We start from the raw sequence: 16,301 nt of genomic DNA, 5'->3' as shown, positions 1-16,301 counted from the left end.
ATCGAATTACCTTTAGCCCCTTGCAATTAAGTACTACTTTACTATTGATTTATATTAAAACTTTATCTATAAGTCTTAATTTTTAGGACATTTACGTAAATTTTTGCTAAAAGTATTAGGTTAATAACGAAAGAATAATAAAAGGGCTTATATGCTTAACTCGTTAAAATTTACGTCTAAGGTGACTATTGCAGCTTCTTTAGTTTTAGTACTAGTTTTGGGATTATTTACTGTTAATAACTACATTGCCATACGCAAGCAAACCGAGCAGCAGTTAAGCCTAGTATTACAACAAAATTCCGAATCTGTGTCGCAAAATATAGCGAGTTGGTTAAATGCAAAGCTGGCGATAGTTATATCAATTGCTAGAACACACAAAGCGAATGATTCTAAAGCCCTCACCCTTTCACAATTAAATACTGCAGAGATTGCTGGAAGCTTTAAAAATACTTACATAGGAAAATCTAGCGGCACGTTTATATTAAACGATCAATCAGTTGTTTTACCTGCTGATTTTGATGCGACCTCTCGCCCTTGGTATAAATTAGTCGAAAACAAATCAAATACCGCTTTTACAACTCCCTATATTGATGTAACAACTAACGAGCTTACAATTTCAGCGGTAGTACCCATGCTACAAAATGGCCAGTTTAGCGGCGTTGCAGGTGCCGATATTGATATGCAAACAGTGACTAAAATTATTAACGATATTGATTTTTTAGGTCTCGGTTATGGTTTTTTACTCGATAACAAAGGTCAAGTGTTAAGCCATCCTAATGCTAAGTTAAACTTAAAAAATACATCAGACATTTTTGGTACTAATACGCCCTTGCAAAGTGAGTTTACCCAATACGAGATAAACGGAGAGTCTAAGCTTATCTCGTTTACAAAAATCAGTGGTATTGAAAACGTAGATTGGTACCTAGGTGTTGTTATCGATAAAGATAGAGCATATATGAGTGTATCGACCTTTGGCCAAACTGCGGCCGTTTTTATGGTGATAGGGATCATTACTATCATTATTATGATGCAGCTTTTATTACGCTATTTAATGCAGCCTATGAACCGTTTAAACGATGCCATTAAAGATATAGCACAAGGCGAAGGCGATTTAACAAGGCGCTTAACCGTTGAAAATGATGATGAGTTTGGCGACTTAAGCCATTCATTTAATATTTTTATCGAAAAAATTCAGCATTCAATAGAGCAAGTAAAAGAGTCCACAGAGCAATTAGATACAGCAATTGAGAGCTTGGTATCACAAACACATTCATCGCTGTCTATGTATGACGACCAAAGCAAGCGTACCGATAGCGTGGCAGCGGCTATTAACCAGTTTTCAGCTACATCTATGGATATTTCAAATAATGCAGAGAGTGCATCGCAGCTTGCTAAAAATGTTGATGAGCACTCAACACAAAATCAAGAAGCATTAAGTCATAGTGTTGCAACCATCCACCAGCTTTCGGCTAATATGGAGAAAGCTCAGCAAACTATAAATAGTTTAAATACACATACAGCCAGCATTGGCCAAGTGCTTGAAGTTATTAAAGGTGTAAGTGAGCAAACTAATCTATTGGCACTAAATGCAGCAATAGAAGCCGCTAGAGCAGGAGAGGCAGGACGCGGTTTTGCCGTTGTAGCAGATGAAGTACGCCAATTAGCACACCGCACTCAACAATCAACGCAAGAAATTGAAGACACGGTGAGCCAGTTACAAAAAGGCTCAAACCTTGCTGTAGAGCTTATGAAAACAAGCCTTCAAGACAGTGAAAAAAGCGTACAACAAGCAGATGCCGTCGGCAATTTAATGAGTCATGTTATACAAGCTATTAAGCAAATTAACGATGCAAATCATTCTGTAGCCAGTGCAACCGATGAGCAAAACCAAGTTGTTAAGTTATTAGATACTGATATTCAAACAATTAGTGCGCTTTCTATACAAGGCAAGGCTAACTTAAATGACACACTTAACGAATGTACCAAACTAAAACAGCAGTTTAGTGCCTTAGAAAATATGGTTCAAAAGTTTAAAGTATAAAATTAATGACTAAAAAAAATGTAAATAAACCAAACTGGCTCAGTCTAATAAATATCGACAGTGTTTATAGCTCAGACATGCAACGCAAAGCGTTTTCTTTATTTACCATGATTGGGATATCAATTGTGGTGATTGCTGTATTAGTGTTTTTGAATTATAAGGTTTACTCACCGATACTCACTGCTTCATTAATTATCGTTAACATTACAAATATAAGCTGTTCTATCTACTTTATAAGAACGGGTAATCTTCAAGTAGTGGCATTAATAAGTATGAGCATTGTGTGCATGATGTTTGTTGCACTTGTTTATACCGGTGGTAAAGACAACACCGCGCTATATTGGCTAATGTTTTATCCTGTAGTGACGTTTGCATCTTTAGGGGTCAGATTAGGTGCTTGGTTAGGTTTTACTTTACTGTTTTCTTGTATTGTTATTTTATACGGCCCTGATTTTGGTCAAGTTAGCTATGGCGACGTAGAAAAAACACGATTTATAGCGTCCTTTTCTATGGTGTTTTTATTCTCATTTATTGGTGAGTATTTTAGGCATAAAAGCCACATGGCTATTGCCGATATTACGCTCGAGCAAAAACAAGATGCTTATACCGACCCCCTTACTGGTATAGCAAACAGACGTTTCATTACCTCTCATTTTTTAAAGCTTGCCCAAACACGCCCAGAGCAGTACTTACCTTTTTCAATTTTGTTAATTGATTTAGATAACTTCAAATCTTTAAACGATACGCATGGTCACGATTTTGGTGATACGGTATTGATTGAATTTACCAAGCTCCTTGAATCTCAGTTTTTGGCAACTGCGTTAAAGGCCCGTTATGGTGGTGAGGAGTTTGTTGTTATTTTACCGCAGGTTACTGTTGCTACAGCCAATGTAATAGCAAACAAATTTCGAGAGGCTGTTGCAGGGCACGTTATATTTACTGATGACAAGCAGCGTATTTCAATAACCTGTAGTATTGGTATTTCCCAAGTAAATAAAGTAACTGATTATGATGATTCGTTAAAACAAGCTGATGAAGCTCTTTATAGTGCAAAGGCTGCTGGTCGTAATAGTGTCGTCTCGAACTAGTTGAAGGATTAATATGTCTCAAAGTAAATTAATATATGTTCATGACCCAATGTGTAGCTGGTGTTGGGGTTACTCACCAACCTGGCTTAAGCTAAAATCAGAGCTTGCTGGTAAAGTAGCAATTGAATATAAAGTAGGTGGATTAGCACCTGATAGCCAAGACCCAATGCCACAAAATATGAAAGAGATGCTTGAGGGTACTTGGCATAAAATTTCAGCGCAGTTAGGTACGCAATTTAATTATAACTTTTGGCGTAATTGCCAGCCAAGGCGTTCAACGTATCCCGCATGTAGAGCCGCACTTATAGCGCGTAAAGCGGATAAAGAAGCTCAAATGGTGGCTGCAATTCAACATGCTTATTACCTAAATGCGCAAAACCCGTCAGATGAAAGTACATTAATTAGTTTGGCTGAAAAAATTGGCTTAGATAAAAATGAGTTTACTGCGCAGCTAACGTCAAGCGAGCTTAATGATGAATTTAAAGCTGAGTTATCCTTTGTTCGTACACTACCAATCCAAGGTTTTCCCTCACTAGTGCTTATTAAAGGTAATAAAGCATACCCAATTGAAATAAATTACACTGATTGGCATTATTCCCTTAATCAAATTAATTCAATTTTAAAATAATCCAGCCTGTTTATAGGGCATTTGGCTAACAAATGCTCTTATCATCTTAAAAACCCCCTCGTAAGTCTTAATTATTACCATTGTCATAAAAGCGACTTTTTTGCGCAACATCCTTGTCATGTTTCATCTATAAACTCCTGCTCATTGAAATTATTAAGTCATAAATTATTTATATAACAAAGTTTATGACCTAAAAAAACAAACTAGCAAATCCGCTAACTAACGAGTAAAGGTGTATGCGATGAAAGGCGTTAAACCATTAATCTTAGCTGGTATTGTGGCCGCAAGTGCAGCAGTACACGCAAACGATTTAGATAAGGTTATTGATAAAAGCAGTGAAATTAATAAATCAGCTGCGCAATCACAAACAAAAATAGACAAGATTGCAGATTCAATGCAAGGACGTTTACAGCAATTTAAAACCCTCAATAAAGAAATTGATGGTTTAGCTGTTTACAACGCTCAGCTAACTAAACAGTTAAATAATCAAGTAGAAGAGATGGAATCTTTAAACCTGTCTATGGATCAGGTTTCTATTATTGAACGTCAAATTACGCCGCTAATGCTTAGAATGATTGAAGGCCTTGAGCAGTTTGTATCTTTAGATATTCCATTTTTAGCTGATGAGCGCACTAAGCGCGTTACATCTTTAAATGAAATGATGAATCGTGCTGATATCAATTCAAGTGAAAAATTTCGCCGTGTACTTGAAGCCTATCAAGTAGAAGTAGACTACGGGCGCACTATTGAAGCCTATACCGCACTTTTAAACGTGGATGACAAAGAGCGTGAAGTCGATTTTTTACGCATTGGCCGTTTAGAGCTTATTTACTTAACACGCGATGGTAAAAAAGCAGGTAGTTGGAATGCAGAGACAAAATCATTTGAAGCATTACCAGACTCTACAATAAGCCAAATTAATAAAGGCTTACGTATTGCGCGTAAGCAACTTGCCCCAGATATGTTAACTCTGCCAGTACATGCAGCAGAATAAGAGGTTAAAAATGAAATTGTTTACTCAAATGACAAAAATAGCTCTTTTTGCTGCAAGCCTAAGCATTACTGGTGCAAGTATAGCGGCAGAGCCAATGAACTTAGATTCATTACTTAAAACGCTCGAAAATGGTCAATCAGCTCAAAGCGAGCAAAATAAGCAGCGCGAACAAGAGTTTACTGCTCGTCAAAACGAGCAAGTACAAACGCTTAAAAATACCCAAGCAAAGCGTAATCAAATGCTGGTGGAATCTGAGCGCTTAGAAACGCAGTTTGAAGAAAATGAAGTAAAACTTGCTAACTTAACAGACACGCTTTCTAAACGAATGGGTTCCCTTAAAGAATTGTTTGGCGTGTTACAGCAAGTAGCAGGTGATTCTAGTAATAAGTTTGCGACATCAATTATATCTTCCCAGATTGCTGGGCGTAGTACGTTTATGGATGACCTTGCTCAAAAAATGGGTTCAACTTCAAAACTTGCTTCAATAGAAGATATTGAGAAAGTATGGTTTGAACTACAGCGCGAAATGACCGAGCAAGGCAAAGTAAGTCGTTTTAATGCAAGTGTCATTGTTGAAGGCGGTACTAAAGCACAGCAAGAAGTTGTGCGAGTGGGCGCATTTAACCTTATATCAAACGGTAAGTATTTAGAGTTTAATTCCTCGACTAATTCTTTGAGCGAATTAACTCGCCAACCTGTATCGCGCTTTACTGCAACAGCAGAAGAGCTACAAAGCACTAAAAGCGGTGTGGTGCAATTTGCACTTGACCCAACAGGCGGCTCTATTCTTGGTTTATTAGTACAAGCACCCGATACCCAAGAGCGTGTTCATCAAGGTGGCACTGTTGGTTATGTGATTTTAGGTGTGGGTGTTATTGCACTACTTATATCACTAGAGCGTTTTTTCTCATTATTGATTATGGGCGGTAAAATTCGTCGTCAGCTTAAAGATACAGTTGCACGTGATGACAATCCGCTTGGACGTGTAATGAAAGTAAAAGATCAATTTCCGAGTGTTTCACACGACACACTTGAGCTTAAATTAAGTGAAGCTATTTTACGTGAAATGCCAAAAGTGACGCGTAATTTAACACTTATTAAAATCATCTCTGTTGTTGCACCGCTGTTAGGTTTATTAGGTACGGTAACAGGCATGATCAATACATTTCAAGCAATCACCTTATTTGGTACTGGGGATCCTAAGCTTATGGCTGGCGGTATTTCTCAAGCACTAGTAACAACGGTACTCGGCTTAGTGGTCGCAATACCAACGGTATTTTTATACACCTTACTTAATACGCGCGCTAAAAATATTTTGTTAACTATTCAAGAGCAGAGCGCCGGTATTATCGCAGAGCGTAGCGAGAAGGGAGCATAAACCATGGTGCTATTGATTGATTCAATCAATGCTATCCGTGATTTTCTCGACACTGGTGGCCAAGTTCTCTTGGTCATCGGGGTGTTAATCTTCGCGATGTGGTTATTGATACTCGAGCGATTTATTTACTTTTTCAACGGTTTTAGAAGCTATAAACAGGGTGTGAAAACCGATTGGATTAACCGTGCAGAACGTAATAGTTGGAACGCAGAGCAAATACGCGAAGCGATGATATCGCGAGCAGGTATGCGCTTAAACACCAATCTTTCTTTGATTAATGTGATGGTTGCCTTGTGCCCACTACTTGGTTTGTTAGGCACTGTAACGGGCATGATAGAAGTGTTTGATGTAATGGCAATTACCGGCACAGGGAGTGCCCGTTCAATGGCATCAGGGGTATCTAAAGCAACTATCCCGACAATGGCAGGCATGGTAGGTGCGTTATCTGGGGTATTTGCCTCAACGTATTTACAACGAAAAGCTAAGCGCGAAGTAGAACTACTACAAGACAGCATGGTTTTAGACCATTAAGCAAAATTTTGATAAGCGGCTTCTATAAAGCCGCTTATCCTAGGAGAATAAAAATGAGAGCACCGTTAGGAAACCTATTTCAAGAAGACGAAGCTGAAGAAATAAACATGACTCCAATGCTAGACGTTGTATTTATTATGCTTATTTTCTTTATTGTCACTGCCTCTTTTGTTAAAGAAGCGGGTATTGATGTAAATCGCCCAGAAGCCGCAACAGCGGTTAAAAAAGAGCGTGCAAATATTTTAGTGGCTATTTCTGATACAGGCGAGATTTGGATTAATAAACGCCAAATTGATGTACGTGCAGTACAAGCGAATATCGAGCGTTTAAAAGCAGAAAATCCACAAGGTAGCGTTGTTATTCAAGCGGATAAAAAAGCGACTACCGAAATGTTAATAAAGGTGATGGATGCCTCGCGCGCGGCAGGCGCATTTGATGTATCAATTGCCGCACAAGATGCGTCGTAAGGGCTAGTTATGTTGCGATATTTAGTTGCATTAGTGATAGCCAGTGTAGTGACCTTTATGTTGTTTTTAGGCATGCAGGCACTTATTACTGGCGGTGAAGGGGCTATGACGGATCCGGTAAAGGGTAATGTACTTGATTTTGTTCGTTTGAAAAAAGAAGAAACCGTACAAAAAAAAGAACGTAAACCTCAAAAGCCACCAACACCAAAAGAGCCGCCACCGCCTATGGAGTCGCCGCAAATGCAAAGTAGCGATGCGACAGCAAATGCTAATAACTTTGATTTTGCTGCCAATGTAGATGCAGATGTAAATTTAGCCGGCGGTTTAGCACTAGAGACAAGTGATGGTGAATATTTACCAATTGTAAAAGTGGCCCCCGTGTATCCGCGCCGTGCGCTATCTCGTGGCATTGAAGGTTACGTTATTGTTGAGTTTACAGTAACTAAGCAAGGCACAGTACGCGACCCACAAGTAGTAAAAGCAGAGCCTGAGTCACTGTTTGATCGAGCCGCGATGGATGCAGCCCTTAAATTTAAATATAAACCACGTGTAGTAAGCGGTGAAGCCGTTGAAGTAGCGGGTGTTCAGAATAAAATATCTTTCCAAATTAGCGGTTAATGAAGTAACTAACCACAAGTAAACGGACAGAAATGCGAGGCGATTATGAAACCATTTATTAAATCAGTTATGAAATTAAACCCTATGGCTAAACTTTTGAAAGTGACTTTATTGTGTACCGCTGCAGTGAGTACAAGTATTGTTGCACCAAGTGCCTTAAACCTAATACCAGGGCTAAACGTAGCTACTGCATATGCAGAGCAAGAGCAAAAAACAAAACGTGTACCAGCGCTTCGCGAAAAGGTTTATAGCCAGCTTGCTCGTGCGCAAAAACTTGCTGATGATGGTGATGTTAAAGCAGGCCTTGAGGCACTTGATAGCATTCAAGAACGTGCTTCAAGCATGAACTCGTATGAAGTGGCAATGATGCATAACTTTTACGGGTTTATTTATTACAACGAAAACGACTTACCAAAAGCGATTGCCTCGTTTGAAAAAGTGGTCGCAGAGGAAGCTATTCCTGAGTCACTTCGTTTAAGCACTACCTTTAGTTTGGCGCAACTGGCTATGGCTAATAGTGATTACACTAAAGTTATCGCATTTTTAGATGACTGGGACAGTATTAACACTAAGCCTAAAACAGAAGCTTATTACTTATTAAGAGCTCAAACTTATTATCAGTTAAAAGATTATAAAAAAGGGCTTGAGTACATATCTCAAGTGATTGCTTTAAGTGATAGCGAAGGAAAATTCCCTAAAGAGAACTGGTTAGTGCTACAGCGTGCCATGTATTACTCGCTCAATCAAACTGACAAAGTTGTTGCTGTACTTGAGCGCATGGTAAAGCTTTATAATAAGCCTGAGTATTGGGTGCAGTTATCGGGTATGTATGGCGAAACAGGGCAAGAAAAACAACAATTGGCGGTCATTGAAGCGGCTTACCAACAAGGTTTTTTAACCTCTAAATCTGATTTACGTCAATTAGCACAAGTGTATTTATATAACGGCTTAGCGTTTAAAGCCGCAGACGTTATGAGCGATGCTATTGAAAAAGGGATTGCAGAGCAAAACGCTAAAAACTATGCCTTTGTAGCTGAGGCGATGATCCAAGCAAAAGAAGACGAAAAATCAATAAAATACTTTGTAAAAGCAGCCGATTTATCACCCAGTGGTAAGTATGATCAACGCTTAGCTGAAGTGTATGTTAACACTGAGCAATATGAAGAAGCGGCCGACGCAGCGCGTAAAGCACTTGATAAAGGCTCACTTGATTTTGAATCAAATGCATTTGTAGCCTTGGGTATGGCTCAGTACAACTTACAAAATTTTGATGCCTCTATTTTAGCGTTCGAACAAGCCGAAAAACATAAAAAATCACAGCGTTTAGCACAACAATGGATTAAATATGTAAAGCGCGAGAAAGTGCATGCAGAAACATTAAGAACGGCACTGCTTTAAGCTTTAGTAATTACTTTTAAATATAATTTCATAATCGCAAATCCAAACCACACTATTTTTAGTGTGGTTTTTTATGTTTTTAATAAATTAACCACTTGAATTTTATGTAAATAACTTTGTCATCTTATGTTTATTAAAGTGTAACTGTAATGTCATATAGCTACCGTAAGGTAGGCGCTGCTGATAACTCAAGTGACCTTAAAGCATTACTTAATGTTTTAAGGTGACTTGAGTTTATTTAAAGCACTTAACAAAATAATTAAATACTTTAACGGAGTGAACAATGAAATTATCTGACTTATTTAAAGTTAGTTTGATTGCAACTGCAGTATCTTTAGCGGGTTGTGGTGGTGACTTAGTAGTATCTGAAGGCGACACAACAATAAATGAAGGCGACACAGTTACTAATGTTGTTGAAGGTGGCAGTGGTACAGTAGATGAAACATCATCGCGTGATGATTCGCAAAATGCAACTACGGGTTTCCCTGCTGATATCGACAATGCACTTGTTCAAGGTTTAGCAGCGGATGTCTCAAGTGAATTTCCAGCAATAACAGATAAACCAGTGTATCGCTTAAGTGCTGATACAACATTGATTGCTGATGTTTCACTAACTAATGATGCACATTGGATTGTGAATGGTCGTACTGCTGTGGGTAATGACCGCGCAGATAGTACAACGCTTTATATTCAGCAAGGTACAACGATTATTGGTGAATCAGGTGATGACTTTTTAGTTGTGCGTCGTGGTTCACAAATTGAATCAGTCGGCACTGCAAGCCAGCCAATTACGATGACGTCAATTCAAGATGTTACGGGTAGCGAGACAGCAATTGGCCAATGGGGTGGTTTGGTATTACTTGGTAATGCACCTGCAAACTCATGTGGAGACCAACAAGGTGAAGCAACAGCAGACGAACTTGCTAACTGTGGCGTGTCAGCTGAAGGTGATGCAGGTCAGTTTGGTGGTAATATTAGCGATGATAATTCTGGTACTCTAAAATATGTACTTGTTAAGCAAGCAGGTAAAACACTTGGTAATGGCGATGAGTTAAATGGTATTACGTTTGCTGGTGTTGGCTCTGCAACTACGGTTGATTATATCCAGGTTCATGAAAACCTTGATGACGGTATCGAGTTTTTTGGTGGTACGGTTAATGTAAGTAATGTAGTGCTGACTAACATTGGTGATGATTCACTTGATTGGTCTTTTGGTTGGACGGGTTCGGCTACTAATGTTTATATTCAACAAGCGGCTAACGTAGGCGATAACGCTATTGAAGCTGATAACTCTGAGTTTGATTCAAGCGCCACACCATTAACACTGCCTACTATATCTAACGTAACAATCGTCGGTGCAGAAGGTAATAATGGTATTCGTCTACGCGCTGGTACTGCGGGCGCTCTTAAAAATGTATTTGTAACGGGTCCAGCTACTTACGAAAACTGTTTACGTGTAGGGTCTGATTCAGTTCCTCGCGCTGAAGATGGCACACTAACGATTGTAAACTCTATTGTGGCGTGTCAAACAACGGCAAATAACTTTGGCAGCGAAGTAATTAATGGTGGCGACGTTCAATCTTGGTTTGAAGGTCAAGACGGTAACCAAGTACTTACGCCTGCAGAGCTTATGCTTGCTGATGACGGTTACACGCCACTTGCTGGTTCACCGCTTATCGCAAATGGTCAAATTGGTGCTTTTGATGGTTCAACTAACTGGATGGAAGGTTGGACTGTCGGTATTAATGGCGGCTTCCCTACTGATATTGATAACGCGCTTGCACAAGGCTTAGCATTAGATGTTTCTAGTGAATTTCCAGCAATTACAGATAAACCAGTATACCGTTTAACTGAAGATACAACGTTCACAGCAGATGTAACGCTTACTAACGATGCACATTGGATTTTAAATGGTCGTACAGCCGTTGGTAATGACCGTGCAGATGCAACTATATTATATGTTCAAGCTGGTACAACGCTAATTGGTGAAACAGGTGATGACTTTTTAGTTGTACGTCGTGGTTCACAAATTAATGCCAATGGTAATGCAACTGCGCCAATCACTATGACATCTATTCAAGATGTAACAGGCGCTGAAACAACGATTGGTCAATGGGGCGGCTTGGTATTATTAGGTAATGCACCCGCTAACTCTTGTGGCGATCAAACCGGTGAAACGACAGCTGAAGAATTAGCTAACTGTGGTGTATCAGCTGAGGGTGACGCTGGTCAGTTTGGTGGTGATATTAGCGATGATAACTCAGGTGTTCTTCGTTATATTGTTGTTAAACATGCAGGTAAAACGCTGGGTAATGGCGATGAACTTAACGGTATCTCATTTGCAGGTGTTGGTTCACAAACGAAAGTTGAATACATTCAAATTCACCAAAACCTAGATGATGGTGTTGAGTTTTTTGGTGGCACAGTTAATGTTCGTAACATTGTACTAACTGATATTGGCGACGATGCATTCGATTGGTCATTTGGTTGGTCGGGTCGTGCACAAAATATCTATATTCAACAAAGTTCAGTTGAGGGTGATAACGCAATAGAAGCTGATAACTCAGAATTCGATTCAAATGCGACACCATTGACTAAACCGCTTATTTCTAACGTAACAATTGTTGGTGCTGATGGTACTAACGGTGTTCGTTTACGTGCAGGTACTGCAGGTGTGCTACGAAATGTTGTTATAACGGGCCCTGAAGGTTACTCAAACTGTTTACGTGTAGGCTCAGACTCTGCTGCTAATGCAGAATCGGGTGAGTTGTCTATCGAAAACTCAGCAGTTGCATGTAGTGAAGATAATAACTTTGGTTCACAAGCAATTGGTAGTGGCAATGTGCAGTCTTGGTTTGAAGGTCAAGCGGGCAACTTAACGCTTACGGCTTCAGCACTTAATTTAGCGACAGACGGCTTTACACCAAAATCGGGTTCACCTTTATTAGGTGCTGGTGGGGATTCATCAGAGCTTGACTCGTTCTTTACCAAAACAGATTACATCGGCGCATTTGATGGCGATAATAATTGGATGGATGGTTGGACAGTTGCTATTACACCAAGCTTTCCTGACGATATTGCTAATGCATTAGCACAAGGACTTGCAACCGATGTTTCTGCTAGCTTCCCTACAATTACAGACAAACCTGTATATCAATTAACCTCTGATGTTGTATTTACATCTGATGTAACACTGACTAACGATGCGCATTGGATTTTAAAAGGACGTACAGCCGTTGGTAATGACCGCGCTGACAACACAACACTTTATGTTCAGTTTGGTACAACATTAATTGGTGAGTCGGGTGATGACTTCTTAGTTGTTCGCCGTGGTTCTAAAATTGAAGCGGTAGGCAGTGTAAATCAACCAATTACTATGACGTCAATCCAGGATATGACGGGCGGCGAAACTACGATTGGTCAATGGGGAGGTTTAGTATTATTGGGTAATGCACCTGCTAACTCATGTGGCGACCAACAAGGTGAAGCTACCGCAGAAGAACTTGCCAGTTGTGGTGTGTCTGCTGAAGGTGACGCAGGCCAGTTCGGTGGTAATGACCCTGAAGATAATTCAGGTACGCTAAAGTATGTTGCAGTTAAGCAAGCGGGTAAAACGCTGGGTAATGGCGATGAACTTAACGGTATTACACTTGCGGGTGTTGGTCGTCAGACTGAACTAGATTACATTCACGTTCATGAAAATCTAGACGATGGTGTTGAATTTTTTGGTGGTACTGCAAATATTAGTCACCTTGTTTTAACAAGCATAGGTGATGATTCACTCGACTGGTCATTCGGTTGGACGGGTAAAGCGCAATATGTACTGATCAAACAATCAGACTCAGAGGGCGACAATGCAATTGAAGCAGATAACTCTGAGTTTGATTCAAGTGCAACGCCACTAACAATGCCAACTATTTCTAATGTAACAATTATTGGTAATGTGGGTGTAAATGGTATCCGCTTACGTGCAGGTACTGCGGGTATGCTTAAAAACGTAGTGGTTACAGGTGGTGCAGACTATTCAAACTGTTTACGAGTAGGCTCTGATTCAGCGCCGCGAGCAGAGGACGGTACATTAACTGTTACTCACTCAATTGTTGCGTGTGAAACCGCTAACAACTTTGGTACGCAGGCAATTGGTGCAGGTAATGTTGAATCTTGGTTCTTAGAACAAGCAGGTAATTCAGTTCAAGCAGCCGCTGACCTTGGGCTAGCAGATAATGGATATATGCCAACTGCTGAGTCGTTACTACTTGGTAATGGCTTTGATTCATCAAGCTTAGATAGTTACTTTGATACAGTAGATTACATTGGTGCAATGGATGCACAAACAGACTGGACAGCAGGTTGGGTAAAAGTAGGCCTTTAACCCAAACCACATTATAGCCGAGCGAAAGCTCGGCTAATGTCTTGTTTTGTTTCGGAGTATAAAAATGAAATCTTTTAAACCCTCTACACTTGCTTTATCAAAGTTAAACTACGCTGTAATGGCTGCGTTACTTGGTTTATCAGTAAATACAGCCACGGCTGCTGAGCAGCAAGTAGAAGAGCAAGAAATAGAAGAAGTTGTTGCTGTAGGGCAGCGATTAAAGGGCAGTGCGGGTGCTGTACTGCAAGAACGTCAAAACCAAGCGTTTGTTGCTGATATTATGGGTGCAGACCAAATATCACGTACCGGTGATGGCGATGCGGCTTCTGCACTTCGTCGTGTTACTGGCTTAACGTTAGTTGATGGCAAATTTATTTATGTGCGTGGTTTGGGGGAGCGCTACTCAAGTACTCAGCTAAATAGCATGTATGTACCAAGTCCTGATCCTACTCGCTCAGTAGTTCCTTTGGATTTATTTCCATCTGAAATTATTGAAAGCTTGAGTGTGCAAAAATCGTTTTCACCGGATATGCCAGCGCATTTTGGTGGTGGTAATGTAAATATTCGCACTAAATCAATTCCATCTGACTTCCTATTTAAAGTGCAAGTAGGCACATCATATAATACGTCTAATAGTGACACTGGTTACTTTTACAGTGGCGGTGATGACGATTGGATGGGGCGAGATGACGGTTCACGCGGATTATCTGATGTTTTTACTACTGCGCTTACTAGTGACGCTGGTCTTGAGGGTAATATAAACACTACGTTAGCTGAGCGTAAAAGCCTGATTCAATCGCTTGATTGGGATGTAGGTATTTCAGAAAAGGATGTTGACCCTGCTATGAATTTCTCTATTGCCTTAGGTGATAGATTTGAAAGTGAGGTCGGTACTTTTGGTGTGCTTGCGGCAGTGTCTTACGATAATGAATGGGAAGTTGTTCAAGAACAAAGTGGTTCTAGCCTTGGTAGTTTAGGCTGTGAAGACAAATGTTTTGCGCAGTATTACGATGGTACATCTACAGAACAAAATGTTCGTTGGAGTGGCACATTAAACTTAGGGTATGAGTTTAACTCAAATCATAAGTTTGAACTGACTAATATTGCACTTCATGACATGAGCGATCGTGTTCGTAACCGCGATTACTTTGATGCCAACGAAACAGAAGAAGGTGTTACTGAATTACGCCGAGTTGATATTACGTATGAAGAACGCGAAATGTTTTCAACTCAGTTAAAAGGGACGCATAACTTTCCAAAATTAAATAATCTGTTTTTTGATTGGTATGGTGGTTTAAGCCGAGCTAACCGTAATGCGCCTGGTGGATTAGATGTTGTTTATCAGCAAAATATTGTTGATGGCGTATTAGAATCTGAACAACTGCAAGATGTAGCGGCTACTAATATTACGCGTGAGTATCAAGTGTTGCACGATGATGTTGAAACGTTTGGCTGGAATATGGGTATGCCTTTTTATGGTGACGGCTATGAGCTTGAGTTAAAAATAGGCGGCGATTTTTCAGAGAAAAAACGTGATGCAAGTAATGTGAAGTTTGGCATTACGCACCGTGGTATAAATGATGAATATTCGTTCGGTTCTAACGTAAGCGATATTTTTGCTGATGAAAACACGGCGGATGACGCTTTTTATTCAAGTGTAACTGGCTCAGGTATTTTTGATGACGGTACCACTGATGGTGATAAGTACAGTGCAGCGCATAAATTAGATGCTTATTATTTTATGGCCGATTACTTTTATCAAAACACTTGGCGTTTTACTGGTGGCGTTAGATGGGAAGATTTTTCACAAGTATCAGTCGGTTATGAAGCGCATACTAATTTCTTTGAAAATACGCTACAAGAAATTCAAGATGTAGCTATTAATGAAGATAACTTTTTTCCTTCTTTAGCTGTTACGTACATCATGGATGAAGAAATGCAATTTCGCTTAAATTTAAGTGAAACAACCATTCGCCCTGATCTACGTGATGTAAGCTCTTCTTTCTTTGTTGACCCGTTAACTGAGTTTCTAGTGCGTGGTTCTCCAAGTTTACAAAGCTCTAATTTAAAAAATGTTGATTTTAGGTTTGAATGGTATATGCCATCAGGTAATAACCTTTCTGTTGCATTGTTTTATAAAGACATTGAAAACCCAATTGAAATGGTTGAGCTTGCGGGCGTAGGGGGAGCATCTCCACAGTTATTAACAGCAAATGCTCAGTCGGGTAAATTGTCGGGTATTGAAGTTGATTTTTTAACTGACTTTGGCTTTATAAATAAAGAGTGGTCTTCAGCATTTTTGTCAGGCAACGTTACGCTATCTGACTCAAGTGTTAATTTGGGGATTAATGATTCAGACGGTGTTGACTCACTGTTTGAAACACAGCTTAAAGAAGCCCTTGAGGCCGATACGGTATCGAATATTGTAACTAACAATGAGCGTCGTTTAGTTGGTCACTCTGAGTGGGTTGCAAACTTACAAATGGGCTATGACTCAGATGATGGATTTCATTCTACTTCATTAATTTATAATGTGTTTGGTCCTCGTATAATTGTACCTGGTACACGTGGTAATGAAGATGCAGAAGAAAAGTCGTTTCACTCAGTTGATTTAGTTTATTCTTACTTCCCTAACTTTAACTCTAAAGTTAATTTTAAGGTTAAGAATATGCTTGGCCAAGAAAAAGAAATTGAACAAGAAGGTCTTACCCTTTGGGGACAAGACACCGGCACTGAGTTTAGTTTAAGTTATAGCTATGAGTTTTAAGCTTTATTTTAAATAAAAC

The 16,301-nt window shown here is 39.7% G+C and carries 11 protein-coding genes; all 11 read left to right on the top strand.

From position 1 onward, the window contains the following. Nucleotides 1–151 precede the first annotated feature (151 nt). The 11 genes from GQR52_RS07165 (at nt 152) to GQR52_RS07115 (ending at nt 16,282) form a co-directional block, all read left to right on the top strand. A complete protein-coding gene (locus GQR52_RS07165) occupies nt 152–2,041 on the top strand; it encodes a methyl-accepting chemotaxis protein (protein ID WP_165727970.1) in 1,890 nt (629 codons plus the stop codon). A 5-nt stretch (nt 2,042–2,046) separates the two neighbouring features. Further along, nucleotides 2,047–3,129 (top strand): GGDEF domain-containing protein, encoded by a 1,083-nt coding sequence (locus GQR52_RS07160; RefSeq protein WP_165727969.1) that lies wholly within the window; start codon nt 2,047–2,049, stop codon nt 3,127–3,129. 13 nt (nt 3,130–3,142) lie between these two features. Beyond that, the gene (locus GQR52_RS07155) at nt 3,143–3,757 is read left to right on the top strand and encodes a DsbA family protein (protein WP_024593978.1); all 615 of its coding nucleotides are present in this window, start codon (nt 3,143–3,145) and stop codon (nt 3,755–3,757) included. 241 nt (nt 3,758–3,998) lie between these two features. Further along, nucleotides 3,999–4,751: a DUF3450 domain-containing protein gene (locus GQR52_RS07150; RefSeq protein ID WP_024593979.1), complete on the top strand. Its 753-nt coding sequence runs from the start codon at nt 3,999–4,001 to the stop codon at nt 4,749–4,751. Nucleotides 4,752–4,761: 10 nt separating this feature from the next. Continuing rightward, entirely contained in the window at nt 4,762–6,129 is a 1,368-nt protein-coding gene (locus GQR52_RS07145; protein ID WP_165727968.1) for a MotA/TolQ/ExbB proton channel family protein, read from the top strand. Between the two features lie 3 nt (nt 6,130–6,132). Then, nucleotides 6,133–6,660: a MotA/TolQ/ExbB proton channel family protein gene (locus GQR52_RS07140; RefSeq protein ID WP_024593980.1), complete on the top strand. Its 528-nt coding sequence runs from the start codon at nt 6,133–6,135 to the stop codon at nt 6,658–6,660. A gap of 53 nt (nt 6,661–6,713) precedes the next feature. Then, nucleotides 6,714–7,127: a biopolymer transporter ExbD gene (locus GQR52_RS07135; RefSeq protein ID WP_004334764.1), complete on the top strand. Its 414-nt coding sequence runs from the start codon at nt 6,714–6,716 to the stop codon at nt 7,125–7,127. Nucleotides 7,128–7,139: 12 nt separating this feature from the next. Next, nucleotides 7,140–7,745 carry an energy transducer TonB gene (locus GQR52_RS07130; protein WP_206017422.1) on the top strand — a complete coding sequence of 202 codons (606 nt, stop codon included), beginning with the start codon at nt 7,140–7,142 and terminating at the stop codon, nt 7,743–7,745. 69 nt (nt 7,746–7,814) lie between these two features. Continuing rightward, a complete protein-coding gene (locus tag GQR52_RS07125; RefSeq protein WP_165728069.1) occupies nt 7,815–9,143 on the top strand; it encodes a tetratricopeptide repeat protein in 1,329 nt (442 codons plus the stop codon). Nucleotides 9,144–9,426: 283 nt separating this feature from the next. Then, complete coding sequence (locus tag GQR52_RS07120; protein ID WP_165727966.1) at nt 9,427–13,515, top strand: hypothetical protein; 4,089 nt, start codon at nt 9,427–9,429, stop codon at nt 13,513–13,515. A 64-nt stretch (nt 13,516–13,579) separates the two neighbouring features. Beyond that, nucleotides 13,580–16,282: a TonB-dependent receptor gene (locus tag GQR52_RS07115; RefSeq protein WP_165727965.1), complete on the top strand. Its 2,703-nt coding sequence runs from the start codon at nt 13,580–13,582 to the stop codon at nt 16,280–16,282. Nucleotides 16,283–16,301 lie beyond the last annotated feature (19 nt).

The organism is Pseudoalteromonas sp. 31A1, from assembly GCF_011378815.1.
GTDB classification, from domain to species: Bacteria; Pseudomonadota; Gammaproteobacteria; order Enterobacterales; family Alteromonadaceae; genus Pseudoalteromonas; species Pseudoalteromonas arctica.
The sequence above is the reverse complement of the archived record's forward strand: the minus strand, read 5'-3'. Positions and strand labels throughout refer to the sequence as shown.